Annotated in this window: 26 protein-coding genes, 1 tRNA gene and 2 riboswitches; of the genes, 10 read left to right on the forward strand and 17 right to left on the reverse strand. The window is 67.6% G+C overall.

The annotated features are described in order from the left end of the window. Positions 1–32: 32 nt before the first annotated feature. The gene (gene cls / locus BM372_RS05290; RefSeq protein WP_371261698.1) at positions 33–1,508 is read right to left on the reverse strand and encodes a cardiolipin synthase; all 1,476 of its coding nucleotides are present in this window, start codon (positions 1,506–1,508) and stop codon (positions 33–35) included. 93 nt (positions 1,509–1,601) lie between these two features. Between cls and BM372_RS05295 the strand changes: the two genes are divergently transcribed. Beyond that, a complete protein-coding gene (locus BM372_RS05295; protein ID WP_090952715.1) occupies positions 1,602–2,570 on the forward strand; it encodes an aminodeoxychorismate lyase in 969 nt (322 codons plus the stop codon). Positions 2,571–2,742: 172 nt separating this feature from the next. On the opposite strand, the gene BM372_RS05300 is transcribed toward BM372_RS05295, so the two are convergent. Beyond that, positions 2,743–3,699 (reverse strand): ATP-grasp domain-containing protein, encoded by a 957-nt coding sequence (locus BM372_RS05300; protein ID WP_090952717.1) that lies wholly within the window; start codon positions 3,697–3,699, stop codon positions 2,743–2,745. A 306-nt stretch (positions 3,700–4,005) separates the two neighbouring features. Next, a riboswitch (SAM riboswitch) is annotated at positions 4,006–4,120 on the forward strand. A gap of 42 nt (positions 4,121–4,162) precedes the next feature. On the opposite strand from BM372_RS05300, the gene BM372_RS05305 reads away from it, so the two are divergent. From BM372_RS05305 to BM372_RS05315, 3 genes are read left to right on the forward strand one after another with little or no spacing between them, the layout of a single operon-like run. Further along, positions 4,163–4,456: a DUF1737 domain-containing protein gene (locus tag BM372_RS05305; RefSeq protein ID WP_090953019.1), complete on the forward strand. Its 294-nt coding sequence runs from the start codon at positions 4,163–4,165 to the stop codon at positions 4,454–4,456. After that, positions 4,453–4,863, forward strand: coding sequence for a rhodanese-like domain-containing protein (locus BM372_RS05310; RefSeq protein WP_090952718.1), 411 nt, complete (start codon positions 4,453–4,455; stop codon positions 4,861–4,863). The genes BM372_RS05305 and BM372_RS05310 overlap by 4 nt, the downstream gene beginning before the upstream one ends. Beyond that, a complete protein-coding gene (locus BM372_RS05315) occupies positions 4,864–6,072 on the forward strand; it encodes an O-succinylhomoserine sulfhydrylase (RefSeq protein WP_090952720.1) in 1,209 nt (402 codons plus the stop codon). A 39-nt stretch (positions 6,073–6,111) separates the two neighbouring features. Here the strand turns inward: BM372_RS05315 and BM372_RS05320 are convergent, their stop codons facing one another. The 5 genes from BM372_RS05320 to BM372_RS05340 all read right to left on the reverse strand — a co-directional run bounded on the left by BM372_RS05320 (position 6,112) and on the right by BM372_RS05340 (position 12,152). Beyond that, entirely contained in the window at positions 6,112–7,296 is a 1,185-nt protein-coding gene (locus BM372_RS05320) for a glutamate--cysteine ligase (RefSeq protein ID WP_090952722.1), read from the reverse strand. Between the two features lie 121 nt (positions 7,297–7,417). Further along, complete coding sequence (locus tag BM372_RS05325; protein ID WP_090952724.1) at positions 7,418–8,941, reverse strand: UDP-N-acetylglucosamine 1-carboxyvinyltransferase; 1,524 nt, start codon at positions 8,939–8,941, stop codon at positions 7,418–7,420. Positions 8,942–9,047: 106 nt separating this feature from the next. After that, positions 9,048–9,851, reverse strand: coding sequence for an energy-coupling factor transporter transmembrane component T family protein (locus tag BM372_RS05330; protein ID WP_090952726.1), 804 nt, complete (start codon positions 9,849–9,851; stop codon positions 9,048–9,050). Then, complete coding sequence (locus tag BM372_RS05335) at positions 9,848–11,464, reverse strand: ABC transporter ATP-binding protein (RefSeq protein ID WP_090952728.1); 1,617 nt, start codon at positions 11,462–11,464, stop codon at positions 9,848–9,850. Before BM372_RS05335 ends, BM372_RS05330 begins: the two co-directional genes overlap by 4 nt. A 40-nt stretch (positions 11,465–11,504) precedes the next feature. Then, positions 11,505–12,152, reverse strand: a complete 648-nt coding sequence (locus BM372_RS05340) for an ECF transporter S component (RefSeq protein WP_090952730.1) — start codon at positions 12,150–12,152, stop codon at positions 11,505–11,507. A gap of 66 nt (positions 12,153–12,218) precedes the next feature. Continuing rightward, positions 12,219–12,362: riboswitch (TPP riboswitch) on the reverse strand. A 184-nt stretch (positions 12,363–12,546) separates the two neighbouring features. On the opposite strand from BM372_RS05340, the gene BM372_RS05345 reads away from it, so the two are divergent. Continuing rightward, the gene (locus BM372_RS05345) at positions 12,547–13,101 is read left to right on the forward strand and encodes a heme-degrading domain-containing protein (protein WP_090952732.1); all 555 of its coding nucleotides are present in this window, start codon (positions 12,547–12,549) and stop codon (positions 13,099–13,101) included. Between the two features lie 121 nt (positions 13,102–13,222). Beyond that, complete coding sequence (locus BM372_RS05350; protein WP_090952734.1) at positions 13,223–13,483, forward strand: DUF4235 domain-containing protein; 261 nt, start codon at positions 13,223–13,225, stop codon at positions 13,481–13,483. Here the strand turns inward: BM372_RS05350 and mnhG are convergent. The 6 genes from mnhG to BM372_RS05380 are packed head-to-tail and all read right to left on the reverse strand — an operon-like array spanning position 13,480 to position 19,818. Further along, positions 13,480–13,851: a monovalent cation/H(+) antiporter subunit G gene (gene mnhG / locus BM372_RS05355; RefSeq protein ID WP_090952736.1), complete on the reverse strand. Its 372-nt coding sequence runs from the start codon at positions 13,849–13,851 to the stop codon at positions 13,480–13,482. The two genes, BM372_RS05350 and mnhG, sit on opposite strands and share 4 nt — an antisense overlap. 4 nt (positions 13,852–13,855) lie before the next feature. Next, the gene (locus BM372_RS05360; protein ID WP_090952738.1) at positions 13,856–14,134 is read right to left on the reverse strand and encodes an MrpF/PhaF family protein; all 279 of its coding nucleotides are present in this window, start codon (positions 14,132–14,134) and stop codon (positions 13,856–13,858) included. Further along, entirely contained in the window at positions 14,131–14,676 is a 546-nt protein-coding gene (locus BM372_RS05365; RefSeq protein WP_090952740.1) for a Na+/H+ antiporter subunit E, read from the reverse strand. Before BM372_RS05365 ends, BM372_RS05360 begins: the two co-directional genes overlap by 4 nt. Continuing rightward, positions 14,673–16,286 (reverse strand): Na+/H+ antiporter subunit D, encoded by a 1,614-nt coding sequence (locus BM372_RS05370; RefSeq protein WP_090952742.1) that lies wholly within the window; start codon positions 16,284–16,286, stop codon positions 14,673–14,675. The genes BM372_RS05365 and BM372_RS05370 overlap by 4 nt, the downstream gene beginning before the upstream one ends. Continuing rightward, positions 16,283–16,774: a Na(+)/H(+) antiporter subunit C gene (locus BM372_RS05375; RefSeq protein ID WP_090952745.1), complete on the reverse strand. Its 492-nt coding sequence runs from the start codon at positions 16,772–16,774 to the stop codon at positions 16,283–16,285. The genes BM372_RS05370 and BM372_RS05375 overlap by 4 nt, the downstream gene beginning before the upstream one ends. Further along, positions 16,771–19,818: a Na+/H+ antiporter subunit A gene (locus BM372_RS05380; protein WP_090952747.1), complete on the reverse strand. Its 3,048-nt coding sequence runs from the start codon at positions 19,816–19,818 to the stop codon at positions 16,771–16,773. Before BM372_RS05380 ends, BM372_RS05375 begins: the two co-directional genes overlap by 4 nt. 133 nt (positions 19,819–19,951) lie before the next feature. Here BM372_RS05380 and BM372_RS05385 point away from each other — a divergent pair, with 133 nt between their 5' ends. From BM372_RS05385 to BM372_RS05395, 3 genes are read left to right on the forward strand one after another with little or no spacing between them, the layout of a single operon-like run. Then, the gene (locus tag BM372_RS05385; protein WP_090952749.1) at positions 19,952–21,352 is read left to right on the forward strand and encodes an MFS transporter; all 1,401 of its coding nucleotides are present in this window, start codon (positions 19,952–19,954) and stop codon (positions 21,350–21,352) included. 38 nt (positions 21,353–21,390) lie between these two features. Next, on the forward strand, positions 21,391–21,873 hold the full coding sequence (locus BM372_RS05390; protein WP_090952751.1) for a cation:proton antiporter regulatory subunit: 483 nt from the start codon (positions 21,391–21,393) through the stop codon (positions 21,871–21,873). A 5-nt stretch (positions 21,874–21,878) separates the two neighbouring features. Next, positions 21,879–23,075, forward strand: coding sequence for a cation:proton antiporter (locus BM372_RS05395; RefSeq protein WP_090952753.1), 1,197 nt, complete (start codon positions 21,879–21,881; stop codon positions 23,073–23,075). A gap of 45 nt (positions 23,076–23,120) precedes the next feature. Here BM372_RS05395 and dcd read toward each other — a convergent pair whose 3' ends face one another. Next, complete coding sequence (dcd, locus tag BM372_RS05400; protein ID WP_090952755.1) at positions 23,121–23,696, reverse strand: dCTP deaminase; 576 nt, start codon at positions 23,694–23,696, stop codon at positions 23,121–23,123. A 139-nt stretch (positions 23,697–23,835) separates the two neighbouring features. On the opposite strand from dcd, the gene BM372_RS05405 reads away from it, so the two are divergent. Beyond that, positions 23,836–23,909, forward strand: a tRNA-Gly gene (locus tag BM372_RS05405). A gap of 172 nt (positions 23,910–24,081) precedes the next feature. On the opposite strand, the gene BM372_RS05410 is transcribed toward BM372_RS05405, so the two are convergent. From BM372_RS05410 to BM372_RS05420, 3 genes are all read right to left on the reverse strand, one after another. Then, positions 24,082–25,299: an MFS transporter gene (locus BM372_RS05410; RefSeq protein WP_090952757.1), complete on the reverse strand. Its 1,218-nt coding sequence runs from the start codon at positions 25,297–25,299 to the stop codon at positions 24,082–24,084. A 260-nt stretch (positions 25,300–25,559) separates the two neighbouring features. Continuing rightward, positions 25,560–26,105 (reverse strand): TetR/AcrR family transcriptional regulator, encoded by a 546-nt coding sequence (locus BM372_RS05415; RefSeq protein WP_090952759.1) that lies wholly within the window; start codon positions 26,103–26,105, stop codon positions 25,560–25,562. Next, a complete protein-coding gene (locus tag BM372_RS05420) occupies positions 26,102–26,647 on the reverse strand; it encodes a sugar O-acetyltransferase (protein WP_090952761.1) in 546 nt (181 codons plus the stop codon). The genes BM372_RS05415 and BM372_RS05420 overlap by 4 nt, the downstream gene beginning before the upstream one ends. Between the last annotated feature and the right edge of the window lie 68 nt (positions 26,648–26,715).

Consider the following 26,715-nt stretch of genomic DNA (forward strand, 5'->3'; position numbering starts at 1 on the left):
GCTGCCGAAGGTCATTCCCGCCGGAGGTCCGGCTACTGGAGCACGGCCGAAAGCCTGGCCACGTTGTCCACGTATTTGTTCGTCATGGGCCGTTCCATCCAGTCATCCAACAAAAGTTCGTGCGAGATGCTGCGGTAGGTGTCCTCCACGGCACGGATCCGCTGGACAATGTCCTCTCCGAGGAGCATCACGGACACCTCGAGGTTCAGCGAGAAGGAGCGCATGTCCATGTTGCTGGAGCCCAGGACGGCAACCTCGTTGTCAATGGTGAAGTGCTTGGCGTGCAGCACGAACGGGGCCTTGTAGAGGTATATCCGCACGCCGGCCTCGAGCAGGGCCTGGTAGTACGACTGCTGGGCGTGGTGGACGAGGAACTGGTCACCCTTTTCCGAGACGAAGAGTTCCACCTCGACGCCCCGCTGCGCCGCCGTTGTCACCGCATAAAGTAGCGAGTCATCAGGAACGAAGTAGGGGCTGCAGAGCGAAATCTTGTGCTGCGCCGAGTAGATAAGGGTGTTGAAGAGCCGCAGGTTGTTCTCGGTGATGAACCCGGGGCCGCTCGGAACCACCTGTGCCGTCACGTTGCCGGGGTGGGGTTCCGGCTGGTGTTCCAGCTGATCCTCAATGGATTCGTCGGTTTCGCTCAACCAGTCGGTCGCGAAGACCACGTTCAGGGTGGTGACAATCGGCCCGCGCAGGCAGGCCATGAGCTCCACCCATTCGCGGCCCACCTTGCGGTGCTTGGGATTGTTGTAGGAGGGCTCGATCAGGTTCTGGGATCCGGTGAAGGCGATTTCGCCGTCGATCACCATGATCTTGCGGTGGTTGCGAAGATCCGGCCGGCGCCACTGGCCGGTCACCGGGCTCAGCGGCAGCATAGGCCGCCAGCGGATCTTGCTGGCGTTCAGCCTCTTCTTCAGGCGGCGGTAGCCCTTGATTCGGAGCGTGCCGAGGTGGTCAAAGAGGACGCGGACCTCGACGCCGCGCTCCGCGGCTTCCTCGAGTGCGGTCAGCAGGTCGTCCGTGACATGGTCCGAGCTCATAATGTAAAACTCGGCGTTGACAAACCATTTGGCGCCGCGGACAGCCTCGGCCATTGCCTTGATGGAGTTGGGGTAGCCGGGCAGCAGCTCAACGCTGTTGCCGTCCACCATCGGCAGCGATCCCAGCGTCTTGTTCAGTTCGGAGGCGGATGCCACCCATTCAGGTCCGTCGTAGCGGCTTTCGACAGTCAGCAGTTCCGACGTCCCCGCCCGGATCCGGTTGTTGACCGCCTCCTGCTGGGCCCGGCGGCGTCGGGAGAGCCGGAAGTTGCCGAACAACAGGAACAAAAGAAGGCCCACGGTGGGCACAATGAAGATGCACAGCAGCCAGGCCATCGCGGTGGTGGGCCGCCGGTTTCCGGGGATGATGCCCAGGACCAGGACCCGGATGGCGAAATCGGCCAGGGTCAGGATCAGAACCGCCCAGGACGGTAAAGTCTCCGCCAGCGGAAATTGCCACAGCACAGGCGAACCCCTCACGCTTTAGGCCCGCGGAAGAGTTCCGGAACGGGCAACGAGCAAATCCTATCCCGGGACCGCCGGGACTAAGCTGGTGCCATGACCTCTCCCGCCCCTGTCCCTGCGCCCGCTACCGTGCTGGTCTTCCTGGACCCGGCGTTCGACGGCGGCCGCGTTGCCGACGCGTCGAAGCCTCAGCTGATGGCCACGGACCTGGGTGCCACCCGCGGCGACGGCGTCTTCGAATCGCTGCTGGCCGTGGGCGGCCGGCCCCGCAAGATCCAGGCGCACCTGACCCGGCTGGCCGGCTCGGCCCGCCTGCTGGAACTGGACATCCCCGCGGAGGATGCCTGGCGCCGCGCGGTGGACACCGCCATCGCCGAGTACCGGCGCCAGACTCCCGCCGCGGCTGTGCCGAGCAGCCCGGCAGAGGACGAGGTCGTGGTGAAGCTGATTGTCACCCGCGGGCCGGAGGGCGCGGCCGCCCCCACCTGCTGGGTACAGGCCTCCGCCCCCGCAGCCGCGGGCCGCCGGCAGCGCGACACGGGAATCGACGTTCTCCTGCTGGACCGCGGCTACGACAGCGAGGTCGGCGAGCGCGCCCCCTGGCTCCTGCTCGGCGCCAAGACCCTCTCCTACGCCGTAAACATGGCAGCGCTGCGCTACGCCCATCAGCACGGCGCAGACGACGTCATCTTCACCTCGGCGGACGGCCGTGTCCTGGAGGGACCGACGTCGACCGTTCTGCTGGCGCATCTGGAAACCGAAGACGACGGCGTCGGCGGCGAACGCACGGTCCGGCGGCTCATCACACCCCAGCTGGACAGCGGCATCCTGCCCGGCACCTCGCAGGGCGCCCTGTTTACCGCCGCGAAGGCCGCCGGCTGGGAGCTGGGCTACGGTCCACTGGAGCCGAAGGACCTGCTGGACGCCGACGCCGTCTGGCTGATCTCGAGCATCCGGCTCCTGGCGCCCGTGAACCACATCGACGGCCAGGAAATCGGCACCCCGGAACTGCGGCGCCAGCTCACGTCCGAACTCAACGCCCTGTTCGCCACGATCGAATAGCAGCGGCGGGACCGGGCTCCACGGAGGCTGGCGCGCTGATTCCCTCCCGGCTTTGCGGCCCTGCACCCCGGTAACGACGGCGATTGCCGGGACACGCCGTCGGGCGGCCCCAAAGGTGGGGAGAATCAGCGACGGCGAGGGACAGCCACGCGCCAAAAACCCACAGCCCGCCTTACCCCAGGGCAGCCGCGGGAACTGCCGGGCACCGGCGGAAGGATGCCGGGTTAAACGACGGGAGCATGAAGGTTGCCAGCACGGCGTCGAGCAGTTCCGGCGCCCACTTGCTGTTCTCCCCCAGCGTCGCGCAGACGCCCAGCACCACGGGGGTGCCGTCGGCGCGGCGGCGGATCTGGACCTGGACCGGGCCCGTAAGGCCTAGCGTCCGGACGGCGGCCAGGCCGAGCTTCCGCACGTCCCCTGCCTCGGCGGCCGGCACCCGGCGGCTGACCTCGTCGCTGCCCACCCGTCCGTACGGCGTTTTTGTCTTCTCAAGGACCACCGCCACCGGCGCCATGGCGTTGCGGGCAGGGGTGCCGAACACCAGGACCACGAAGTCGGCGCCCGGGATGAACTCCTGGACCAGTTGCCCGGCCGGCATGAGCTGCCAATTAACGGAGCCGGTACCGGCCAGCAGGTGGACGGCGCGCGTGCCTTTGAAGACCCGCGGCTTGACGACAACCGGGCCGTTGAGGCCGGCCAGGGATGCCGGCGCGGCGGCGAGGTCGCCCGGAACCCCGAACCGGGGAACGGGAATGCCGGCTGCCTGCAGCGCCCAGGCCGTGAACAGATGGTCGTTGGCGAGGGCCACGGCGGCAGGTTCGCCGACGATGATCCGCACGTCCGGACCGAATCCGGCGCGCGCCGCGGCCAGGACCGGAAGTTCCACGCTGAGCGTGGGGATGATGACGTTGATGGATTCCCGGTCCACCAGGCGGCGCAGGTCCAGGACCATGTCAGGATCGGTCGCCGGCAGGAGCCTGACCGTGGCTTCTGCCGGGTCGTCCGAAGCCTGGCGGGCATCGCCACGCGCGTCAGATCCGAAGTGGGGGACGCCGCGGGCGGCGAGCTGGGCACCGACAGCCTGTCCGGCGGCGCCTGCAATGCCGGTTACCAGTATGCGCGGGCCCACTGTTGCTCCATTCCGTCGTCACTTGCCGGCCGCGGCTGCGGCTCCGGCAGTTCCGAGCGACCTATTTGCAGAAAAATTTGCGGGAGTGACCATCCGATTTACAGACAACTTGCTTCGTGGCGAGCGTCCCACCGGCTGACACGTCGGCCGCTCCCCTTAGTAAAGTGCGCAACCTGCGTTCGAACACGAGTGGCCGGTACCCGAAATGAAGGCCGGTACTACTCGCTGCGGGCGCCGCCCGCCCGGTTACGGAACATGACGACGGCGGCGGTGCGGGCCGGCGTCGTAAGTGTTACGTTTTTGGGGAGTAATGAGAACCGGTGCCAAGCCCTGACTGGCCGGTCGGCAACCCTCCCTTTCGCGGCGGGGTGCCTCAGGTGAATACTCGGCATATCGACCATTCGAGCTGCAAGCGTGAAAGAGGAGATCCGTCGTGCCCGACACATCCACAACCCCAGTACCCGTGACGGCAGCCGCCCCCAGTGCAGCAGCCGCCGCCGAGGAAAAGCTGGCCTACCGGCTGTTCACCGGCGCGGATGACCGCGCCTTCTGCGAGCGCGTGTCGGCCGCCCTGGCCGAGGGGTATGTCCTGCACGGAAGCCCCTCCGCCACCTTCAACGGCAGCACGGTGATCGTGGCGCAGGCACTGGTCCTGCCCGCCGCAATCGCGAGCGCGGATGCCGCCGTGGCAAACGCTGTCGATGAACTCGACGGTGAGGAGTTCGGCGCGGATGAAGCCTTCGAGGGCCACGCATGAGCTACGCCGGCGACCTCACCCCGCAGGAGGCGTGGGCAAAGCTGGGAACGGGAGCCATCCTGGTGGACGTCCGGACCGAGGGCGAATGGGCCCACATCGGCATCCCGGACACCAAAGCCACGGAAAACGATCCGCTCTTCATCCAGTGGAACCTCGCCGGCGGCCTGCCAAACCCGCACTTCGTGGAACAGCTCAGGCAGCAGGCCCCGGAGGACACCGCCGTCGAGCTGGTCTTCCTGTGCCGCTCCGGCGTCCGCTCGGTCGCCGCCGCGACCGCAGCGACCGCCGCCGGCTACACCTCTTACAACGTGCTTGAGGGCTTCGAAGGCGAGACTGACCGCTTTGGAGAGCGCACCGTCAACGGCTGGAAGAACCGCGGCCTGCCCACCAACCTCGGAAAGATTTAAGTGACCTTCAATCCCGACGCCGCAGGCTGGGCTGCCGAAACCCAGGCAGTCCGTGGCGGCCTTGACCGCACAAACTTCCAGGAAACCACCGAGCCGATCTTCCTCAACTCCGGATTCGTGTACGAGTCCGCGGCCGCCGCCGAGCGCGCCTTCACGGGGGAGGAAGAGCGCTTCGTCTACTCCCGCTACGGCAACCCGTCTGTCGCGACCTTCCAGGAGCGGCTCCGGCTGCTCGAGGGCACCGAAGCGTGTTTTGCGACGGCGTCCGGAATGTCCGCCGTCTTCACCGCCCTGGGCGCGCTGCTGGGGGCCGGTGACCGGGTGGTGGCCGCCCGGTCCCTGTTCGGCTCGTGCTTCGTGATCCTCAACGAGATCCTGCCGCGGTGGGGTGTGGAAACGGTCTTCGTTGACGGCCCGGACCTGGACCAGTGGGAGGCTGCGCTGTCCGAGCCGACGACCGCGGTCTTCTTCGAGTCGCCGTCGAACCCGATGCAGGAAATCGTGGACATCGCCGCGGTGAGCGAGCTGGCGCACGCGGCGGGCGCCACCGTGGTGGTGGACAACGTCTTCGCCACCCCGCTCCTGCAGCGGTGCGGAGACCTCGGCGCGGACGTGATCGTCTACTCCGGCACCAAGCACATCGACGGCCAGGGGCGCGTGCTGGGCGGGGCGATCCTGGGCACCCGGGAATTCATCGACGGCCCCGTCAAGCAGCTCATGCGGCACACCGGGCCGGCCCTCTCGGCCTTCAACGCCTGGGTCCTGGCCAAGGGCCTGGAGACCATGGCCCTGCGCGTCAACCACTCCTCCGCCTCAGCCCTCCGGCTGGCTGAATGGCTCGAGGCGCAGCCCGCGGTGAACTGGGTGAAGTACCCGCTGCTCCGGTCCCACCCGCAGTACGACCTCGCGGTGAAGCAGATGAAGGCCGGCGGCACTGTGCTCACGCTGGAGCTTTCGCCCTCCCCCGGCCGCACCGCCAAGGAGGCCGCCTTCGCGCTCCTGGATGCGCTGGGGGTTATCGACATCTCCAACAACCTGGGCGATTCGAAGTCGCTCATCACGCACCCGGCCACCACAACGCACCGCGCCATGGGCCCGGAAGGCCGTGCCGCAATCGGGCTCAGCGACGGCGTGGTGCGCCTTTCGGTGGGCCTGGAGGACGTCGAGGACCTGATCCGCGACCTCGGCCAGGCGCTCAAACAGGTCTAGGGCTGCACTTCTAGGCGAGCACTTGCCCAGGCTGCGCGGTCAGCCCCGGCGCACCGGGCGCAGGGCCGCTTTCCTGCCGGCAGGCTCTCCGGCGGCCGACCCCTGCGTGGTCACTTCGACGGCGCGTTCGACGACGGCGGGCAGCCCGCCGGCATGGAACGGGCCGCGCTGCAGCTGCGAGCCCGTGCCCTCGGCCAGGATCCGGTCGACGCCTTCGCGCACCAGGTCCAGCTCGCCTTGTTCCTCCAGTACGGGGGCGACAAAGTCTACGAGTGCCCTGACCACGTCCGCGGCCGGAGCGGGGGTGAAGGTTCCGAAGTCCAGGAGGTCCCCGCGCAGCCCGCAGTTGCTGGCCTGCCATGAGGCCATCCGGAGCAGCAGCGTGGGCACCGGGGCGGGATCGACGCCGTCGTTCCATTCCCGCGACGCCGATTCCACGAGGGCGCGGACCAGCACGGCGATCAGGGCGGCGTCCTCGGCCCGCAGGCAGACATCGGCGACCCGGACCTCCACGGTGGGATGCAGCCGGGCCAGCCGCGCGTCGAAATAGACCATGCCCTCGTCCATCAGGACACCGCTGTCCACCAGCCGGGTCACCACCCGCCGGTAGACCGGCAGACTGCCGAAGATCATCGTGGGGCCCGACCCCGGCCAGCGGTTCCACGCCTGGGTGCGGTAGCTTTCGAATCCGGTCTCCGCCCCGTTCCAGTACGGGGAATTCGCGCTGAGCGCTATCAGAACGGCCAGCTTGTCGCGGATCCGGTCCATCACGGCGACACCCTCCTCCGGGGATTCCACAAAGGTGTGGACGTGGAGGCCGCAGGTCAGCTGGTTCCGGACGGTGAGACCGAAGCGCTGCTGCATGGTCAGGTAGCGCGGATTCGGCGTCAGGTGCGTGGCGGCGCCTTGCGGTGACGTGGCCAGGGCGGCGACGCGGCCGCCGTGCGCCCGGGCGGCCTGGTCCGCCCTGGCCCGGCCATGCCTGAGCTGCCGGAGCAGCTCCGCGTACTCCAGGCACGGCCGCGTCTGGGTCTCGATCTGTTCGAGCTTGAGCTCGTAGCTGAAGTCCGCGCCTTCGTGGACCGGTTTCTGGCTCGCGCGAACCCGGGCGGCCGGCTGCTTCGGTGGAACCAGGCCAGGCAGCATCAGGTCCGCGAGGGCGAGCAGCATGCCCGACTCGGGGTCAACTATCAGCAGCTCTTCTTCCACACCGAAGGTGCGCATAAACCTATTGTGCGTCACGATCCGCCGAAACGCCCTACGCCAACGCGGGGTCAGATCGCGCCCATGTCACCGCTCTGAATGGGCTCGATCTGACCCCGCGTTGCCTGGGGCGGGTCTGGGATCAGTCTTGGAAATACTCGATCTTCGCGCCGATGGTGTTGAGCCGCTCGGCCAGGTCCTCGTAGCCGCGCTCGATGACGTAGATGTTCCGCAGTTCCGAGACGCCGCGTGCGGCGAGCATGGCCAGCAGCAGGCAGGCGGCCGGGCGGAGGGCCGGCGGGCAGCCCACCTCGGCGGCACGCCACCTGGTGGGCCCGTTGACGTAGATCCGGTGCGGATCGAGCAACTGCACCTGGGCGCCCAGCTTGTTCAGCTCGGTCAGGTAGATGGCACGGTTCTCGTAGACCCAGTCGTGGATCATCGTCTGGCCGGAGGCGTTCGCGGCGATCACGGCGAAGAAGGGCAGGTTGTCAATGTTCAGGCCCGGGAACGGCATGGGATGGATCTTGTCCTCCGGGGCCCGCAGTTCCGAAGGCTTGGTGGTGACATCCACCAGGCGCGTGCGTCCGTTGCGGGCAAAGTATTCGCCTGAGATCTCGAGCTGCTGGCCCATCTGCTCCAGAGTCGCGAGCTCAATTTCCATGAACTCGATCGGGACACGCCGAATGGTGACTTCCGAGTTCGTCACGATGCCGGCGGTGATCAGGCTCATGGCCTCGATGGGGTCCTCGGACGGGAAGTATTCGATGTCGACGTCGATGGACGGGCGTCCGGTGATTTTCAGCGTGGTGGTGCCCACGCCGTCGATCTCCACCCCGAGCATCTGCAGGTAGAAGCAAAGGTCCTGCACCATGTAATTGGGGCTGGCATTGCGGATGATGGTGGTGCCGGGACGGTGCGCGGCGGCCATGATGGCGTTCTCGGTGACGGTGTCACCGCGTTCGCTGAGCACGAAGGAGCGGTCGTCGCTGTCCGACGGCGGGGCCTGGACCGAATAGAACCCGGACTTCGCTTCCACGCTGAGGCCGAACTGGCGCAGCGCCTGCATGTGCGGCTGCACGGTGCGGGTGCCGAGGTCGCAGCCGCCGGCGTAGGGCAGCCGGTAGACGTCGGCCTCGTCCAGCAGCGGTCCCAGGAGCATGATCACGCTGCGGGTCCGACGGGCGGCCTCCACGTCCATGGAGGCGAGGTCCAGGACCGCGGGACGGCGGATCTGCAGGTCGTTCGCGTTGAGCCACGTGCATTCGACGCCGATGCTGGTCAGCACCTCCACGATCCGGTTGACTTCCTCAATCCGGGCCAGCCGGCGCAGGGTGGTGGTGCCGCGGTTGATGAGGCTGGCGCACAGCAGGGCGACGCCGGCGTTCTTGCTGCTGTTGACGTCCACAGCACCGGAGAGTGTGCGGCCGCCTTCGACCCGGAGGTGGGTCATCTGGGGCCGGCCCACGTTGACGATGCTGTGCCCGACGATCGCCTCCAGCCGCTGGATCATCTTCAGGCTCAGGTTCTGCTTGCCCTGTTCCATCCGGGCAATGGCGCTCTGGCTGGTGCCGAGTTCGGCGGCGAGTTGTCCCTGGGTCCAGCCCTTGTCCGCGCGGGCTTGGCGGAGCAGGACGCCTACGTGTTCAGCAGTTGGTTGAGTCATGCCACGAAAATATCATCCATGATCTACATACAACTGCCATTCCGGCCGAAATGGCGTCAATGTCACACAAGCGCCCGATCAAATATCCGCACCATGCGATAACCGACTACTGGTGGTTGAGGAAGACGAGATTCCAGGTCCCCGTGCTGACGGCCGCGGCGACGGCGGCCGCCGCGATGCTTACGCCCACCAGCAGCACCCAGGCGTCCAGGCCGCTGAACGTGGACGGCCTGGCCCAGGTCCGGGCGGCGCCGCCGAAACCGCGGGCCTCCATAGTCACCGCGAGCCGGGAAGCGCTCCGGATCGCTTGCACCAGCAAGCCGAAGCTTTGGCCCAGGGTGGCGCGGACGCGCTGGTACGGGTTGCCGCTCGAGCCCACGCCCCGGGCCCGCCGGGCCATGCCGATGGTCTGCCATTGCTCGGCCATGATCCCGACGAGCCGCATGGCGGCCAAGGTGCCCAGGACGAACCGCTGCGGCAGTTTCGCTTTCTGGGCCAGGGCGTCGGCGAGGTCCGTGGGATCGGTGCAGCTCATCAGCAGCACCGCGGGCAGTGCGATCGCGAGCCCGCGGAGCATGAAGCCTACCCCGAGCTGCAGGGATCCGGCGCTGATGGACCAGATGCCGGCGTCGAACAGGACGGCTCCCGCGTCCGGCGCGAGGATGGCGGTGCTCCAGCCGCCCAGCGCCGCCGCGAGGATCAACGGCCAGCCGCGCTGCCACAGCAACGCCACGGTCAGGCCGGCCAGGGGCAGGAGCAGGAGTTCGCAGGCCAGCGCCACCGACGCTGAGACCCAGTCGATGGACAGCGCCAGCACCAGGGTGATCAGCATGACCGCGGTGAACTTGGCGAGCGGGTTGGCGCGGGTCAGCAGTGCGTGGTTGCCGCGCAGGCTCAGTGCCTCTCTCATGACGCGGCCGCCTCGGGCAGCCCGCGGTCCGTGACCGCTGGTGTTCCGGCGGCTGCATCCCCGGCGCGGAGGCGCAGCTCCGTGCCGCCAAGGACGGCGCTGAATTCGGCGTCGTGCGTCACGGATACGACGGCGGTGCCGGCGTCGAGGAGTTCGGAGAGGAAGGAGGCGAGTTCGGCCCAGGTGTTGGCGTCCTGGCCGAACGTGGGCTCGTCCAAGACCAGCACCTGCGGGTGCGCCGCCAGCACGGTGGCCACCGAGAGGCGCCGTTTCTCGCCGCCGGAGAGCGTGTAGGGGTTGGCCTCCACGAGCTCCGTCAGCCGCAGCCGCTCCAGCAGCTCGTCCACGCGCTCTTCGCCGTAGCCGAGGTGGCGGGGGCCGAACAGGAGCTCGTCGAGGACCCGTCCGGTGACGAACTGGTGCTCGGGTTCCTGGAACACGGTACCGATCCTGGAGATCAGCTGCTGGGCTTTCCACCGGTACGGATCCGCTCCGGTGCCATCGCTTACGCGGCCAATCAGTTCCGCCGCGGCGGACACCGTCCCGGCGACGGGGGGCAGCAGACCTGCCAGCGTCAGCGCAAGGGTCGATTTTCCCGAGCCGTTCTGCCCCGTGATGGTCAGGGCCTCGCCGGCTCGGATCCGGGCTTGGATCCCGGACTGCACGGGACGGGGCGGGATCTTGCGGAAGCGCTCGCGCAACCCGGCCCGGCGCGGCCGCTCACGGGAGACGGCGAGGCCGTCCGCCGCGAGCAGCAGCTGCCCGGCGGCCCCAACGGGCGCAGTCCGGGGCCGGGTCTGCGGAACGTAGCCGGGGACCCAGACTCCGGCGCGAATGAGCATGTCCCGCGCCTCCGCCAGGACCTGGTCCGGCGGCCCGTCGATCAGCACCGCGGATTCCGTGGCGGAGCCGGGCTGCAGCACCACGATCCGGTCCACGAGGTCTTTCCAGACCGCCACCCGGTGCTCCACCACCACCAGGGTGGCCCCGGTCTTGTCCAGGCAACGGCCGACGGCGTCGCGGACCTCCAGGACGCCGTCGGGGTCGAGATTGGCCGTCGGCTCGTCGAGCAGCAGCAGCCCCGGCCGCATCGCCAGGATCCCGGCCAGGGCCAGCCGCTGCTTTTGCCCGCCGGAGAGGGCCGACGTCGGGTGGTCCAGCGGCAGACTGCCCAGCCCGACGTCGTCGAGCGCCTCACGCACGCGCGGCCAGATCTCGGCGGCCGGGACGCAGAGGTTTTCCGCGCCGAAGGCGACGTCGTCGCCGAGGCGGGACAGCACCACCTGGGTTTCCGGGTCCTGCTGGACGAGCCCGGCGCGGCCGCGCTGCGACCGCGGCGGGGCGCCGTCGATCAGCAGGCTTCCGGTCTCGTCAGAGTCTTCGGCGTCGCCGCCCGCTCCCGGGGCACCGGCCGCGCTGTCCCCCAGCACGCCCGCCAGGGCGTGGAGGAGCGTCGATTTGCCGGCGCCGGAGGGACCGAGCAGGAGCACCCGCTCCCCCGGCCGGATGTCCAGGTCCAGGCCGCGGACCGCGGGCCGGGACCTTCCGGCGTGCCGCCAGCCCCAGCCGCGGGCCGAGACGGCGGCGGGCCTAACGCCGGTTATAGATGTCATGAGTCGTCTGCAGATTCCGGGAGAGGGTTCAGTGAAGGGTTCAGGAGAAGACGGGCTCCGTGGCGGCCTTGCGGGAGGCGAAGGAACCCAGCACGCCAGTTTTGGCCAGCCCACGGGTGGCGAGCCAGGACAGTCCGCCGGCAATCACTGCGCCGGAGATGGTGGTGAAGATGATGTAGGCGAGCTTGTCCCCGGCTTCGTAAGCGATGTTCCAGCCCCACGGCAGGAAGGAGTCGTTCAGGCCGCAGAAGAGGCCCGCGCCGGCCCCGGCCAGCAGGGACACCGGCAGGTTGAATTTCTTGTAGAGGAACGCCGCGAAGACCAGTTCCGCGCCGAGGCCCTGCAGGACACCGGAGATCAGCACCGTGGTGCCGTACTGCGAGCCCATGATCAGCTCGCCCGTGGCCGCCACTGATTCGCAGAAGAGCGCCGCTCCGGGTTTGCGGATGATGAGCATGCCCAGCACCGCCGGGATCATCCATCCGCCGGCGTAGAGGCCGGTCAGCGGCGGGTAGAGCGCGTTGACCGGAGTCGAAATCAGGTTGGCGCCTTGGGACCAGGCCCAGAAGATGACGCCGCCGGCCACGGCGATCAAGGCGGCCACCACAATGTCCACCACGCGCCAGCTGTAAGTGCGGGGCGCGGATGAGCGGCTGGGGGAATCATGCTGTGCTGAAATATCTGTCATGTCGTCCTCCTGAGGAACAGGAGGGGAGGATGCTCCGGCCGGTCTCGGCTTTCGCCGCCCTCCGCGCACCCTGAGAACTCGACTCCCTTGCGCCGGTACTAACCGGATCAGGTTCGAGGGTCTGCGGCTGTCCGCACTCTCAGCGCCCACCAGTGGTGTCCCCGGATTTTTCCGGCGACGCCCGACGGCGGCGCTCCCCTGTCGTAATTATTTCGCCCTTGTGGGCTGGCTCAGTTTACACCCGAACGGCCGGGATTTCAGCGGTGCACCGTGTCACAAGCCGGGCCGCAGCCGGACGCCCGCCGGCCGGGAACGCCCCACTTGGTAGAGTCATCGTGCCGGACACCCGGACCCGCCAGAGGCGGCCTCGTTCCCACCGGAAAGCTGGATCATTTTGACACACACACCAGCCGCATCAGGTCCCTCCGGGGACTACGACCCCGATTCGAGCGAGCCGCAGCCACCGGGCTCCCTGGCGGCGCTCATCGGCCGGGTGCTGGCCGAAATCGACGCGCTTCAGTTCGCCTCGTTCAGCAAGGACACCGCCCTGGACCTCGGGCTCCTCCTTGTCGAACTGGGCCGGCAACGCTCGCTGCCCATCGCCATCGACATCACCAAGGGCGAGCAGGTGCTCTTCCACGCGGCACTGGACGGCGCCACACCGGACAACGAGCGCTGGATCAACGCCAAGAAGCGCACCGCCCAGCGGTACGAGGTCCCGTCCCTGCTGGTGGGGCTCCGTGCCCGCGCTGCCGGCGGCCTGATTGAGGACAATGCCTGGTTCGATCAGATGGAATTCGCCGCCCACGGCGGAGCGTTCCCCATCTATGTGCGCGGCACGGGGGCCGTCGCCGTCGTGACCGTCTCCGGGCTGCCCCAAAAGGCGGACCACGAACTGGTCGTGGAGGCCCTCCGGCTCGTCCTTGCCCCGGAAAGCACCACCCCGTAACTGTGGCCGGGACGTCCGGGCACCCGGGCGTCCACGTTCCGCTCCGGCAATGCACTGGTCCCGCCCTCAGGCCAGCTAGGCTAGGGGAAGCCCAGTCCCGCGCCCCCAAGGAGACCGAAGAATGAACTTGCTCATCAAGCTGCTCGGCACCGGCGTCAGCCTCGCGGCCGGCTTCGCCGGCACCAAGCTGGTGGACGCCCTCTGGGAAAAATCTACGGGCAGCAAGCCGCCCAAGGGCGACGACGACGTTCCCACCACGCTGCGCACGGCCCTGACGTTCGCCTTGATCTCGGCCTCTGTCAGCGCCATCATCCAGGTGCTCGCCAACCGCGGCACGCAGCGCGCCATCACCCGCTTCGCCAAGACCCAGGACATCGTCTAGGCGGATCTCCCGTCTTCGTCCGGACCGCGCTTGGCTGCCGCCTGCTGGACGACGGCCTCGAGCTCGTCGGAGCTCAGCAGCTCCGGGTGCAGGTGTTTGGTCCGGTAGCCCGCGCGTCCCACCATGTGAGCCGACACGGGGACAGTGAGCAGCTGGAAGAGCCAGGCCAACACCAGGACGGGCCACACCCACCAAGTGCGCAGCTGCAGGCCCACGGCGGCCAGCAGCAGGAACAAGCCAAGGACCTGGGGCTTGGTGGCGGCGTGCATCCTGCTCATGAGGTCCGGGAACCGCAGCAGCCCGAGCGCGGCGCCGAGGGACATCAGCGCTCCGGTCACCATGAACACCGCGGAAACCGCGTCGATCATTGTGTCAGGATTCACGGGGATTCTCCCTCCGGTCGGCCACGAAGCGGGCCACGGTGACTGAACCGACGAAGCCGATAAGGGACATCGCCACCACCAGCATCAGGTTGTTCAGGTGCCGGTTGACGGCCATGTCGACGCACAAGGCCGCCCCGAAGATCGCCAGCAGCACGTCCGCGGCCAGTACCCGGTCGAGCAGTGAGGGGCCTCGCGCGATCCGGACTATCGCCCCCGCGGCGGCCAGGGAAAGGACGACGGCGGTCACCGCCAGGACTATCTGCATCACGCGGCGACCTCCTGTGTGAGCGCGGAAAGTTCCTCTTTGGTTCCCATGATCCTGATCAGACCGGCTTCGGTGTCCCGGACCTCCTTGCGCAGCTTGGCCGCGTCCTGGACGTTGCGGACGTTGATGGCGTGGATGTACAGCGTGGAGGTGGACCTGTCCACCTCCACCACGAGGGACCCGGGAATCAGCGAGATCACATGCCCGGTGGCCGTCACGAGCAGATCGGAATGGCTCCGCAGCGGCACAGCGACTATTGCGCTGATGACGTTCGGCCCCCGGGCCAGGGCAAGGTAGAGGACCTGGAAGCTCGCCACGGCGACTTTTCCGATGAAGCCCAGGGCGAAGGGGACGGCGCGGAGTACGTTGAAGCGGCCGCCAAGTTCCACCGGGGGCAGATACAAGACGCGCGCCACGAGCACGGCGATCAGGGCACCGAAGAGGAGATTACCCGGGCTGAAGTCCTGCCACAGGGCGCCCCAGACAAACACGAGCCACACCAGCAGCGGCAGCTCCTGCCGCAGGGAGATCCTTTTTCGGCTCATTTCCCGCCTCCCTCCTGCCCCGGCAGCGCCGCGGGCGGCACAGGAGCGTTTTCGCCCAGCACGGCTTGGATGTACGGGGACCTGTCCAGCATCTGCTGCGCGGACTGGTCGGCCACCCTGAAGAACGGCCCGGCGAAAACCGTCAGGGCCACGCCAAAGACCACCAGGCCCAGCGTGGAACCCACCATGGTGCGCGGCAGCAGGGTCACGTTTGTCCTGCCGGCCCGGTCTCCGGTGGCGGAGTCCTCCGGAGCCGCCAGGAGTACGGGATCCGGGTGTTCGGCGTCGCTCGGCTTGCGCCAGAACGCCCTGTTCCAGACCCGGGCGACCGCAAGCAGGGTCAGCAGGCTGGTCAGCACGCCGCCAACCACCAGGGCATAGGCCAGCGGCGTGCCGAGCTCGATACCTGCCTGCAGGAGCCCCAGCTTGCCGAGGAATCCGGAGAAGGGCGGGATGCCGGCCAGGTTCATGGCGGGAATGAAGAACAGCACCGCCAGGACCGGGGACAGCTTGGCCAGCCCTGCCACCCGGTCCATGGACGAACTGCCGCCCCGGCGTTCGATCAGGCCGGTCACCAGGAACAGGCTGGTCTGGATGGTGATGTGGTGCGCCACGTAAAAGACAGCGGCACCCAGGCCGGCCACCGTGGACATCGCCAGGCCGAACACCATGTAGCCGATGTGGCTGACCAGGGTGAAGGACAAGAGACGTTTGATGTCGCTTTGGGCCAGGGCGCCCAGAATCCCCACCACCATGGTCAGCAGTGCCGCGACCATCAGCGGGGCGTTGAGCGCATCCCCCGGGAAGAGCAGCGTCTCCGTGCGGACCATCGCGTAGACGCCCACTTTGGTCAGCAGCCCGGCAAACACGGCGGTGACGGGGGCGGGCGCGGTGGGATACGAGTCGGGGAGCCAAAAGGACAGCGGGAACACGGCGGCCTTGATGCCGAAGGCGACGAGCAGCATGACGTGGAGCAGCGTCCGGGTGCCCTGGTCCAGGTCCCCGAGCTTGATGGCGAGGTCCGCCATGTTGACGGTTCCGGTGGCACCATAGATCATGGCGATCGCGATCAGGAACAGCACCGAGGACACCACGGACACCACCACATACGTCACACCGGCCCGGATGCGCGGGCCGGTCCCGCCGAGGGTGATGAGGACGTAGCTGGCGGTCAGCAGGATCTCGAAGCCGACATAGAGGTTGAAGAGGTCTCCGGAAAGGAACGCATTGGACACCCCGGCCACGAGGATCAGGTAGGTCGGGTGGAAGATCGAGACCGGCGCGTCGCGGTCACCGTCGGCCATGCCCTGTCCCGTGGCGTAGATCAGCACGGCGAGGCTCACGGCCGAGGACACCACGAGCATCAGCGAGGAAAACTGGTCCACCACCATCACGATTCCCCAAGGCGGCAGCCAGCCGCCGATGTTGACCGCGGCCGTCCCGCCCTCCCAGACGGAAGCCAGCAGCCAGCATTCCAGCGTCAGGGTCAGGGTCAGCAGGGCGATGCTGACCGCCCGCTGCGCCCGGGTGTAGCGGATCAACAGGAAGGTCAGGGCGGCGCCCAGAATGGGGAGTACGACGGCGAGCGGGGCAAAGCTGGCGATGTTCACTTTCCGCCTCCTTCCGGTCTGGGGTCAACATTCAGGGAGCCGGGCTGTTCTTCAGCGGCGGCTTTGATCATGGCCAGCGGAAACTCCGAGGTCTCGACCGGAATGACGGCGTCGTCCTCGGCGTCGAAGCTCGGCGTTTCGGCGACGCGGCGGTCCTCGGCGTCGTCCTGGATTTCGTCCTGGCGGGCCAGCACCCACGTCCGGTAGATGATGCCCAGCATGAACGCCGTCACGGCAAAGGAGATCACGATCGAGGTCAGGATCAGGGCTTGCGGCAGGGGGTCGTTGTAGTCCCCGGCCGGGGTGTCCTTGTTGAAGATCGGCGCCAGGCCGGCGTAGCCGCCGGTGGCAAGGAGCAGCAGGTTGGTGGCGTTGGCCAGCAGCATCAGGCCCAGCAGCACCCGGGTGAGGCTGCGTTCGAGGAGCAGGTAGATGCCGCAGGCGTACAGGGCCCCCATAACCGTCAGCAGGGTCAGATTGACGCTCATGCTTTCCCCCCGGCAATGGCTTCCGTGTCAACAGTTTCAGCGGCGGCCCCGCCGTCTTCCCGGTCTTCGGCGGGCCCGGCGGCCTGTTCCTCTTCGAAGTGCTCGTCGATTTCAGCCCCCAGGCTGCGCAGCACGTCCAGGGCCAGCCCGACCACCACGATGTAGACGCCAATATCAAAGATGGTCGAGGTGACGAACTTGATGTCACCGAACACGGGCAACCAAAGCTCCACAATGGCGCTCTGGAACACCTGGCCGCCCAGGAGCAGCGGCGTCATTCCGGTGGCCGCGGCCGTGGCCAGGCCGATTCCCAGCAGGGTGCCGGCGCCTACAGGCGTGGCTTCGTGAAGTTCGAAGCGGCCGCCGGCGAGATAGCGGATGGTCAGCGCGAGGCCGGCCGTCAAACCCCCGGCGAAACCGCCGCCGGGCAGGTTGTGGCCGGCAAGGAGCAGATAGATAGAGAACACGATCAGCGAATGGAAGATCAGTCGGGTGACCACTTCGAAGATGATCGAGCGGCGTTCGGGGGCCAGGGTCCGGCCGGCCACCAGCCACGCGTCCCGCGCGGCGACCGCGAACCGCCGGCTCATGGCCAGGGCGGCGTGGTCCCGGGTGCCGCCCTTGGCTTCGGCCCGGCGGCCGACGGTCCCTTCCGCGACGGTCGCCGAAGTCCGGACCCGGTCGCCGCGGCCCCGGACGAAGATGAGGCTCGCCACGCCGGTGGCGGCCAAGGCCAGGACGGAGATCTCACCAAAGGTGTCCCAGGCCCGGATGTCCACCAGAGTCACGTTGACCACGTTGAGGCCGCCGCCGCCCTCGTAGGCGAGCTGCGGGAACTGCAGGGAGACCGGCGGAGCCACGCGGGCGCCGAGGGCATAGATTGCCACGAAAATCATGGTGACGCCGAACGCCAGGCCTATCACCACCCGGATGACCCGGTACTTGCCTCCGGTGCGGTCCCGCAGTTCCGCCGGAAGGCTGCGCATGGCCAGCACGAACGCCACCAAGATGATGGTTTCGACCAGCATCTGGGTCAGCGCGAGGTCCGGCGCACCCTGCAGCGCGAACACCAGGGCAATCCCGTAGCCCGTGACGGACACCATGAGGACGGCCAGGAACCTCTTGTTGGCGCGGACCGCGGCCAGCGCTCCGATCACGATGCCGGCGCCGGCCACCAGCTGCAGCGGCGAGCCCGGATCGATGACATAGAGGCCGGGCGGCAGTGGCTTGTCGGCCAGGAGCAGCACGGTCAGCGGCAGGACAAACGCCACCGTGAGGATGACGGAGAGATAGAAGAACAGCGAGCCTCGCTGGGTCCGGCCGGTAACCCAGACCGCAGTATCATCGAGGGCGCCGATCGTCTGCTGGTAGGCCCCGTCGGCGTCAACCCAGCCCGGCACACGTGACTGCAGCCTGGCCACGGCGTTGCGCCCGTAAAACATGGCCGCGCCAAAGGCGAACGTTACCGCGGTCAGGCCCAGGGCCAGGGTGAAACCGTGCCACAACGCCAGGTGCCCGGGCGAGGAGGTGCCGGCGTCGGAAGCTGGTCCATCGACAAAAAGCTCCGCGTAGGGCTGGATCCAGCCGTCCACGACAGCGGGCCACAGGCCGTAGAGGATCGTGAGCAGGCTCAGGATCGCCGGTGCGGCAAGGAAGGCGGGTTTGATCGGCTTGAATGCGGTCGGCTCCACGCCGGGCTTCACCGCGAAGGCGCCCCACAGGAACCGGGCGCTGTAGGCGAAGGTCAGGATGGACCCCAGTACCAGGCCGCCGAGCAGCCACGGCCCGGAGCCGGGGCCGGTGGCGGGCCCTTCGCTGTAATCGATGAAGGCCTCGAACACCGATTCTTTGGCCACGAAGCCGGCCAGCGGGGGGATGCCCGCCATCGAGGCCGCGCCGATGGCCGCGACGATGCCCAAGGCCCGTGCCGAACCGTAGACGCCGGAGAGTTCGCGGATATCCCGGGTCCCGGACTGGTGGTCGATGATGCCCACCACCAAGAAGAGCGTGGCCTTGAACAGCCCGTGCGCCAGGAGCAGGGCGAGTCCTGCGAGCGCCGCCTCGGGGGTGCCCAGTCCCACCACCATGGTCAGGAAGCCCAGCTGGCTCACTGTGCCGTAGGCGAGGATGAGTTTGATGTCGGTTTGCCGCAGCGCCCGGTAGCCACCCACGAGCATGGTGGCCAGGCCCAGGCCGAGCACGATCGGCAGCCAGGGCGCGGTGCCGGCGAATCCCGGGGCCAAGCGGGCCACCAGGTAGATCCCGGCCTTCACCATGGCGGCGGCGTGCAGGTAGGCGCTGACGGGCGTGGGAGCGGCCATCGCGCCGGGGAGCCAGAAGTGGAACGGCACCAGGGCCGATTTGGTGATGGCGCCGACCAGGATGAGCACGACGGCGGCGCTCACGGCCCCTGCTGCGGGGCCTGCGACGAGCGCCGGAGCCTGGTCCAGGATGGCACCGATCCGGTAGGTTCCGGCCACCGAACCCAGGATGATGAGCCCCACGAGCATGGCCAGGCCGCCGGCGGTGGTCACCACGAGCGCCTGCAGCGCCGAGCGCCGGGCCGACAGGCGGGTGCGGGCGTAGCCGATCAGCAGGTAGGACAGCACCGTGGTCAGTTCCCAGAAGATGAACATCAGCAGGAGGTCGTCAGCGGTGACCAGCCCGAACATGGCGCCGGCGAAGGCCAGGAGCTGGGCCCCGAACCCACCGAGGTAGTCGTCCTTATTCTTGAAATACCGTGCGCAATAGACCAGCACCAGTGCGCCCACGCCAAGAACCAGCAGGGACATGACCCAGGCCAGGGCATCCATCCGGAACGCGAGTTCGAGCTGGAGGACGGGAATCCAGGGCAGCACTTCGGCGATCGCCCCGGGGCTGGAAGAACCTGCGTCGGAATAGATGGCGCCGTGCTGCAGCAGCAGCCAGACGAAGGAGGCCGCGGGGACCGCGGCCAGGGCGTAGAAGGAATTCCTGCCGAACTTTCGGAACAGTAGCGGGGCCACAGCGGCCACCGCAAAGTGCACGGCAAGAACTGTGATCACTGGTGTCTCCGCAACGTCAAGATTTCGATTATCGGCAAGTTGGAGCAGGCGGGTTATTCGTTAGGTTCGGTGGGGCCAGTTTACCAAGCGTGTACAAATTCTTTCGGGCGGGGCTCCGACTACCATTCAGGCTATGAACACTGCCGCCCCCGAAGCCATGCCAGCGTCGTCCGAGCTGGAATCGGCAAGTCCCGTCTCGCACAAGGGCCGCATCCTCGCCTGGGCCGCCTGGGACTGGGGCTCGGCAGCCTTCAACGCCGTCATGACCACCTTTGTCTTCACCGTCTACCTGACCTCCAAGGCATTCGGCGGCGAGGACCAGGCCTCGGCGGTCCTGGGCACCGCGCTGGCCGTTGCCGGCGCGGCGGTCGCGCTCCTGGCCCCGGTCACCGGACAGCGGTCGGACGCCGGCGGGCGGCGCAGGCTCTGGCTGGGAGTCAACACGGCCGCCGTCGTCCTGTTGACCGGGCTGTGCTTCTTTGTCTTTCCGCGGCCGGACTTCCTGGCCCTCGGCGTCACGCTGATCGCGCTGGCCAACGTTTTCTTCGAATTCGCCGGGGTCAACTACAACGCCATGCTCACCCAGATCTCCACGCCGCGGAACATCGGCAAGGTCAGTGGCTTCGGCTGGGGGATGGGGTATCTCGGAGGCATCGTGGCGCTTCTGATTGTGCTCCAGCTCTTCGTCCAGCCCAGCTTCGGCTGGTTTGGCGCTTCCACCGCAGAGGGCCTGAATATCCGGCTGGTGGCGGTGTTTTCCGCCCTGTGGTTCTTCGTTTTCGCCCTGCCCGTGCTCGTCGCCGTTCCGGAGCTGCCACGCTCCGCGCGGGGCGCCAGCCTTGGCTTCTTCGCTTCCTATGGGCTGCTCGTCCGACGCATCAAAGCGATCTACCGGACCAGCCCGCACACCATTTACTTCCTGCTCGCCAGCGCTATCTTCCGGGACGGGCTGGCCGCCGTGTTCACCTTCGGCGGGGTGATCGCAGCCGGAACCTTCGGGTTCGAGCTCAAGGACGTCATCGTCTTCGCCATTTTCGGAAACATCGTGGCGGCCGCCGGCGCCATGCTCGGCGGTTCCCTGGATGACAGGATCGGGCCCAAGGCCGTCATCGTCGCGTCACTGGTCGGCCTTTTGCTCGCGGGCACCGCCATACTGCTGCTCGGCAGCGGGAACCACCACGTCTTCGGCGTGGACTGGACCGGGAGCAAAACGTTCTGGGTCTTCGGCCTGTTCCTGTGCCTCTTCGTCGGGCCGGCCCAGTCCTCGTCCCGTGCCTACCTCGGCCGGCTCGCGCCGCAGGGCGAATCCGGGGAGCTCTTCGGCCTCTATGCCACCACGGGCCGGGCCGTGAGTTTCCTCGCACCGGCACTTTTCACCCTGTGCATCACCATCGCCACGCCCTACGTGGCCACCGGTCAGGCCCAGCGCTGGGGAATTCTCGGCATCATGTTTGTGCTGCTCGCGGGCCTGCTGGCCCTGCTGCCGGTCAAGGCCCCGGACAATGCCCAGATCGCCGTCGTCCCCGCAGCCTGAGGCGTCCGCAAATCCGGTTCGCGCACTAGGCTGAAGGTATGAACGTGGATGAGACAGACCTCCCCGGCCTCGGCCGGCGCAAGGACTTCATGACCGCCTCCGGCCGCCGGATCGGCGTGGTCGAATACCGTGAAGGTCAGACGGAACTCATCGTCTCGGCCTGGGATGATCCTGACACGTGCCAGGCCTCCATCCCGCTGACCGCGGACGAGGCCGCCACCCTGGGCAACCTCCTGGGCGGCCAGCGCCTCATCATGCAGCTCGCGGAAGCGCACCGGGAAGTCCCCGGCATTGTCACCCGCCAGTTCTCGATCAGTGCCGAATCCCCCTTCCAGAACCAGCCGATGGGCAAGGCCTGCATCCGGACCCGCAGCGGGGTCTCTATCGTGGCCATCATGCGCGAAGGCGAGGTCGTCCCTTCCCCGGGGCCCGACGTCGTACTCCACCCCGGGGACCTCCTCGTTGCGGTGGGAACGCAAGAAGGCCTGGACACGGCGGCCGGCATCCTCCGCAACGGATAACCGGGATGGACCCGCTCGCACTGGCCCTGATCGAGCTGGGGGCTGTCGTCTTCTGCCTCGGTCTGCTGGCCAGGCTGGCTGGGCGGATCGGCATGTCCCCCATCCCGCTCTACCTGCTGGGCGGCCTGTTTTTCGGCGCTGGAGGACTCGTCAAGCTTGAAGGCATGCACGAGTTCGCCCACCTCTCCAGCGAAATCGGCGTCATCCTCCTCCTGCTTATGCTTGGACTGGAATATACGGCCGCCGAGCTCGTCACCGGGCTGCGGCGGTCCTGGCAGGCCGGGGTCCTGGATCTGGTGCTCAATTTTCTGCCCGGTGCAGGACTGGCCGTGATGCTCGGCTGGGGCGTCGTGGGAGCGATGGTGATGGGCGGCGTGACGTACATTTCGTCCTCCGGCATCGCAGCCAAGGTCATCACGGACCTCGGCCGGATCGGCAACCGGGAAACCCCGGTGGTCCTTTCCATCCTGGTTTTCGAGGACCTTGCCATGGCCATCTACCTTCCGGTGCTGACCGCCACCCTGGCCGGCGTCAGCTTCCTGCTCGGCCTGCAGACCGTTGGAATTTCCCTGGCCGTCGTCACCCTCGTCCTGGTGGTGGCCCTCCGGCACGGCCACCACGTGTCCAAAGCCGTGCACAGCGAGAACTCCGAGGTCTTCCTCCTCAATCTGCTCGGGGCGGCGCTGCTCGTCGCCGGGCTGGCCGCCGCCATGCAGGTCTCCGCCGCGGTGGGCGCGTTCATGCTCGGCATCGCGATCTCCGGCGCCACGGCCCACAGTGCCACGCGCGTCCTGGAGCCGCTCCGGGACCTTTTCGCGGCGATCTTCTTTGTGGTTTTTGGCCTCAACACAGATCCGCGGTCCATCCCTCCGGTCCTGGGCTGGGCCCTGTTATTGGCCTTGGTGACCGCAGCCACCAAGATGATCACCGGATTTTGGGCGGCGAAACGGGCCGGGATTGGAGTTCCCGGCCGTTTTCGTGCCGGGGCCGCGCTGATTGCGCGGGGCGAGTTTTCCATTGTCATCGCAGGCCTGGCCGTTGCTTCCGGCGTGGTGCCCTCGAACCTGGCGGCCCTCGCCACGGCCTATGTTCTAATCATGGCGATCGTGGGGCCGCTGGCCGCCCGGTTCGTGGAACCAATCGTCCGGCTGCTGCGCCGCCCGGCGCGGCGCCCGGTTGTCCCGAACACCGGCCCAGCGTAAGGCTGGCCCGGACTCCTGCCCGGGCCGCCTAGATGTCCGTACTGCCTAAATGTCCGTACGGTGGAAATTCAGGTGGCTGCGGCTGGCCGTGGGGCCGCGCTGGCCCTGGTAGCGGTTGCCGTACTGGCCCGAACCGTAGGGGTGCTCCGCGGCGGAGGAAAGCCGGAAGAAGCACAGCTGGCCGATCTTCATGCCGGGCCAAAGCTTGATGGGCAGCGTGGCCATGTTGGACAGCTCAAGGGTGACGTGGCCGGAGAACCCGGGGTCGATGAAACCCGCCGTCGAGTGCGTCAACAGGCCGAGCCGGCCGAGCGAGGACTTGCCCTCGAGGCGGGCCGCGATGTCGTCCGGCAGCGTCACGGTCTCGTACGTGGAGCCCAGGACGAATTCCCCCGGATGCAGGATGAACGGCTCCCCGGACTCCACTTCCACCAGCCGGGTCAGTTCGGGCTGCTCCTCGGCCGGATCAATGTGGGCGTATTTGTGGTTGTCGAACAGCCGGAAGAACTTGTCGATCCTGACGTCCACCGAGGACGGCTGGACCATGACAGGGTCGAACGGTTCGAGGACAATCCGCTGGGAGTCGATTTCGGTTCGAATGTCGCGGTCAGAGATCAGCACAGGTTCAAAAATACCGCACGGGGCCCGGCCCGCCCGCACCGGGACGAAGTGTGGCTGTTCGAAGAAGGCTTCCGACTGGGGTAATGTAAATCTCGTTGTTTCGCACGGGATGAATGACCGGAATGCCGGTCCTCCCACTGCGGCTGTAGCTCAATGGTAGAGCGCTAGCTTCCCAAGCTTGACACGCGGGTTCGATTCCCGTCAGCCGCTCCAATCGCTTCCTCATCCGGGCTCCAGGCCCGGCACTCCCTCCCCGCCCGGCGTTTCCGCACCGCTGCCGGGTTTCCGCTACGAAATAAGACAACCGCTGCGCGGATCCGCGCAGCGGCTGTCCTTAACCGGCGCAGAAGTCGCTAACCAGTGCACAAATTCCGGCTCCGGCGCATCACCTGCGTAGCTCGCGGGGGCCCGCAGGGTAGCCACTCTTGCGGCTGGCCGCGATGATGCCAAGGGCGGCCGCTACCGGGATTGCAGCGGCGAGTGGCACGAGTCCGGCACCCAGCGTGGTGAAGGCAGCCGCGCCGTATGCGGCGCCGACGGCGATGCCCAGTTGGATGGTGACGACGGTCAGGCTGTTGGCGGCGTCCCTGTGCTCGCCGCCGGCTCGGAGGATCGCTGCCTGGTTGTAGATGCCGATGGCTCCGAAGGCCGTCCCCCAGAGGGCCAGCAGCGTGAACGCGCCGGCCCAGGTTCCGCCGAGCACAGGGAGGAGGGCGAAGGCCAGCAGGAACAGTGCAACTGCCGTCAGCAGAGAGAGCCTCGGGCGGGAGTCTGCGGTGATGCCGGCGATCCAGATCCCCACCAGGCTCGCGACGCCGATCACCGACAGGGAAATGCCGGTGGCGTTCGCCGGCAGGCCCGCGCTCAGGAGGAACGGGGCGATATACGTGAAGAGCGCGAAGTGCCCCAGCAGCAGAAGAGGCCAAGCCGTGGCGACTGCGATGACGCCAGGAACAGCGAGGGCCCGGCGCAAGGACGGCGTTGACCCGCGGCCCGCGTCCGCGGCGGCCGGGAGCAGCCACACCGCCACCAGCGCGAGGACCGCCGCGACCCCGGCCAGAACCAGGAAGGATGTACGCCAGGACAGCACGGCGCCCATCATTGTGCCAATCGGCGCACCGACGGCCAGGGCGATGCTGTTTCCGCTGAAGACGATGGCCATGGCCTTGCCGACGGAATGCGCCGGCACGATTCGAGCCACGTACGGCGCCATGCTTGACCAGAGAAGCCCGTGGGCCACACCGCCAAGGAGCCTGGCCGCAATGGCCAAAGGCAGATTGAGGCTGAGGGCCAGCAGCACGTTGCTGAGGGCGAAGGCGAACACCGTGGCGATCAAGAGCGTCTTGCGGGGCACCCGTCCGGCCAGCAGCCGGGAAAGGGGCAGGGCCGTGAACACGATGACGGCCGCGTACACAGCCGTCAGTGACCCTACGGCTGATTCCTGCACTCCCAGTTCACGGCTGATCTCGGGTAACAGCCCGGAGGGCAGCAATTCAGTGGTGACGGCGGTGAAACCGGCCGCGGCCAGGACGAGGAGCCCGGCCATCGGGATCCCGGAGCCGTGAGTTGGCGTGGGAGGTACAGCGCGAGATTCGGCTGGCATCCTTGATGGAGCCTGCCGGATTCCGGAGAGCGGCGCTTCGTGCGGCAATTTTTCTCTTTCTCAGGGTTCGACTTCATGGCAGGCACCTGACCCGCTCCCAGTCACCAACGCGCTATACAGGAGCGGCGTGGGGGTGGGCGCACGTCAGCACAGCACACGTGTTCTGGGAGTGTCCTGCTCGGGCCTATCAACAACCCAACCAGCTTTTCACCCAACGGTGGGAGTCCCTGCTGGAACCCCTTTCGCCAGCGGCGGGCTGTTCACAGCGGACCCACGATTCTGTTCACGGCTTCGCGCACCGTCTCGGCGGACATGGGGATCACGGCAAGCGCCCTGTGGAGGCAAAGCCCTTCGATCAGGGCGTCGAGCATCTCGGCTGTGGCGGGCTCGAAATGCCGCGCCAGGGCGGCACGGCTCCTGGCCATCCGGTTCTCGGTCACCCGGCGCAGGTCCGGGCGGCGCGCGGCCAGGGCGTAAAGCTCGTAGGTCAGCAGGACGTTCCGGCGTTCCCCGAGCATGTCTCCGGTGATGAGCGCCGCCACCGCTGCCCGCGCCGCGTCCGGTCCCTCGGCGCCAGCCAGGGTTGCCTCAAATCCGTCGGCGGTCTCGTCGGCAAGTTTTGTGAAGGCGGCGGCGAGCAGATCGTCGAGGCCCTTGAAGTGGTAAGTCAGCGAACCGAGGGGAACGTCCGCGGCCTGGGCGACCTTCCGGTGGGTGGTGGCTGCCACACCGTGTTCGGCGATGACGTCGAGGGTCACCTCTATGAGCCGCTGCCGGCGGTTGGGATCGTACCGGCGCTCGCTCAAATGCTGCGGATGACGCGGGCGGGATTGCCGACGGCGACGACGTTCGCCGGCACGTCCTTCGTGACCACCGACCCGGCGCCGATCACCGAGTTCTCCCCCACGGTGACCCCGGGCAGGATGATCGCCCCGCCGCCGATCCAGACGTTGTCACCGATGGTGATCGGCTGCGCCGCCTCGAGCTTGTCCCGGCGCAGCCCGGGCTCCACGGGGTGCGTGGGCGTGAGCAGCTGGACGTTGGGGCCGATCTGGACGTCGTCGCCGATGGTGATAGCAGCCACGTCCAGTGCCGTGAAGTTGAAGTTGATGAAGGTTCGGGAGCCGATCCGGAGATACTTGCCGTAGTCGACAAACAGCGGCGGCCGGATCTCCGTGCCCTCGCCGATCGAGCCGAGGAGGTCGGCCAGGATCCTCTTTGCTTCCTCGCGGTCACCGGTCCACGTCCTGCCATAGCGGTCGGCGAGTTCCATGCCGCGGCTGTTGTCGGCGGCGAGCTGCGGATCGTCGGCGATGTAAAGGTCTCCGGCGAGCATCCGTTCCTGCATCGTCCTGCTGTCGCCCGCAAAATACTGCTCCACAAGTTTCCCCTTCACGTAAGCGTTATGTACAAACG

The organism is Arthrobacter sp. ov118 (genome assembly GCF_900116495.1).
Lineage (GTDB): Bacteria > Actinomycetota > Actinomycetes > Actinomycetales > Micrococcaceae > Arthrobacter.

What these genes read in the sequence shown, in the direction of transcription:
- BM372_RS05330 (WP_090952726.1), bottom strand. Translation starts at nt 9,851, where the DNA reads ATGAGAGAGGCACTGAGCCTGCGCGGCAACCACGCACTGCTGACCCGC.
- BM372_RS05335 (WP_090952728.1), bottom strand. Translation starts at nt 11,464, where the DNA reads ATGACATCTATAACCGGCGTTAGGCCCGCCGCCGTCTCGGCCCGCGGC.
- BM372_RS05375 (WP_090952745.1), bottom strand. Translation starts at nt 16,774, where the DNA reads ATGAGCGTCAATCTGACCCTGCTGACGGTTATGGGGGCCCTGTACGCC.
- BM372_RS05325 (WP_090952724.1), bottom strand. Translation starts at nt 8,941, where the DNA reads ATGACTCAACCAACTGCTGAACACGTAGGCGTCCTGCTCCGCCAAGCC.
- BM372_RS05320 (WP_090952722.1), bottom strand. Translation starts at nt 7,296, where the DNA reads ATGCGCACCTTCGGTGTGGAAGAAGAGCTGCTGATAGTTGACCCCGAG.
- BM372_RS05365 (WP_090952740.1), bottom strand. Translation starts at nt 14,676, where the DNA reads ATGAGCCGAAAAAGGATCTCCCTGCGGCAGGAGCTGCCGCTGCTGGTG.
- BM372_RS05295 (WP_090952715.1), top strand. Translation starts at nt 1,602, where the DNA reads ATGACCTCTCCCGCCCCTGTCCCTGCGCCCGCTACCGTGCTGGTCTTC.
- BM372_RS05310 (WP_090952718.1), top strand. Translation starts at nt 4,453, where the DNA reads ATGAGCTACGCCGGCGACCTCACCCCGCAGGAGGCGTGGGCAAAGCTG.
- BM372_RS05420 (WP_090952761.1), bottom strand. Translation starts at nt 26,647, where the DNA reads ATGCAGGAACGGATGCTCGCCGGAGACCTTTACATCGCCGACGATCCG.
- BM372_RS05410 (WP_090952757.1), bottom strand. Translation starts at nt 25,299, where the DNA reads ATGCCAGCCGAATCTCGCGCTGTACCTCCCACGCCAACTCACGGCTCC.
- mnhG (WP_090952736.1), bottom strand. Translation starts at nt 13,851, where the DNA reads ATGATCGACGCGGTTTCCGCGGTGTTCATGGTGACCGGAGCGCTGATG.
- BM372_RS05395 (WP_090952753.1), top strand. Translation starts at nt 21,879, where the DNA reads ATGGACCCGCTCGCACTGGCCCTGATCGAGCTGGGGGCTGTCGTCTTC.
- BM372_RS05390 (WP_090952751.1), top strand. Translation starts at nt 21,391, where the DNA reads ATGAACGTGGATGAGACAGACCTCCCCGGCCTCGGCCGGCGCAAGGAC.
- BM372_RS05350 (WP_090952734.1), top strand. Translation starts at nt 13,223, where the DNA reads ATGAACTTGCTCATCAAGCTGCTCGGCACCGGCGTCAGCCTCGCGGCC.
- BM372_RS05385 (WP_090952749.1), top strand. Translation starts at nt 19,952, where the DNA reads ATGAACACTGCCGCCCCCGAAGCCATGCCAGCGTCGTCCGAGCTGGAA.
- BM372_RS05340 (WP_090952730.1), bottom strand. Translation starts at nt 12,152, where the DNA reads ATGACAGATATTTCAGCACAGCATGATTCCCCCAGCCGCTCATCCGCG.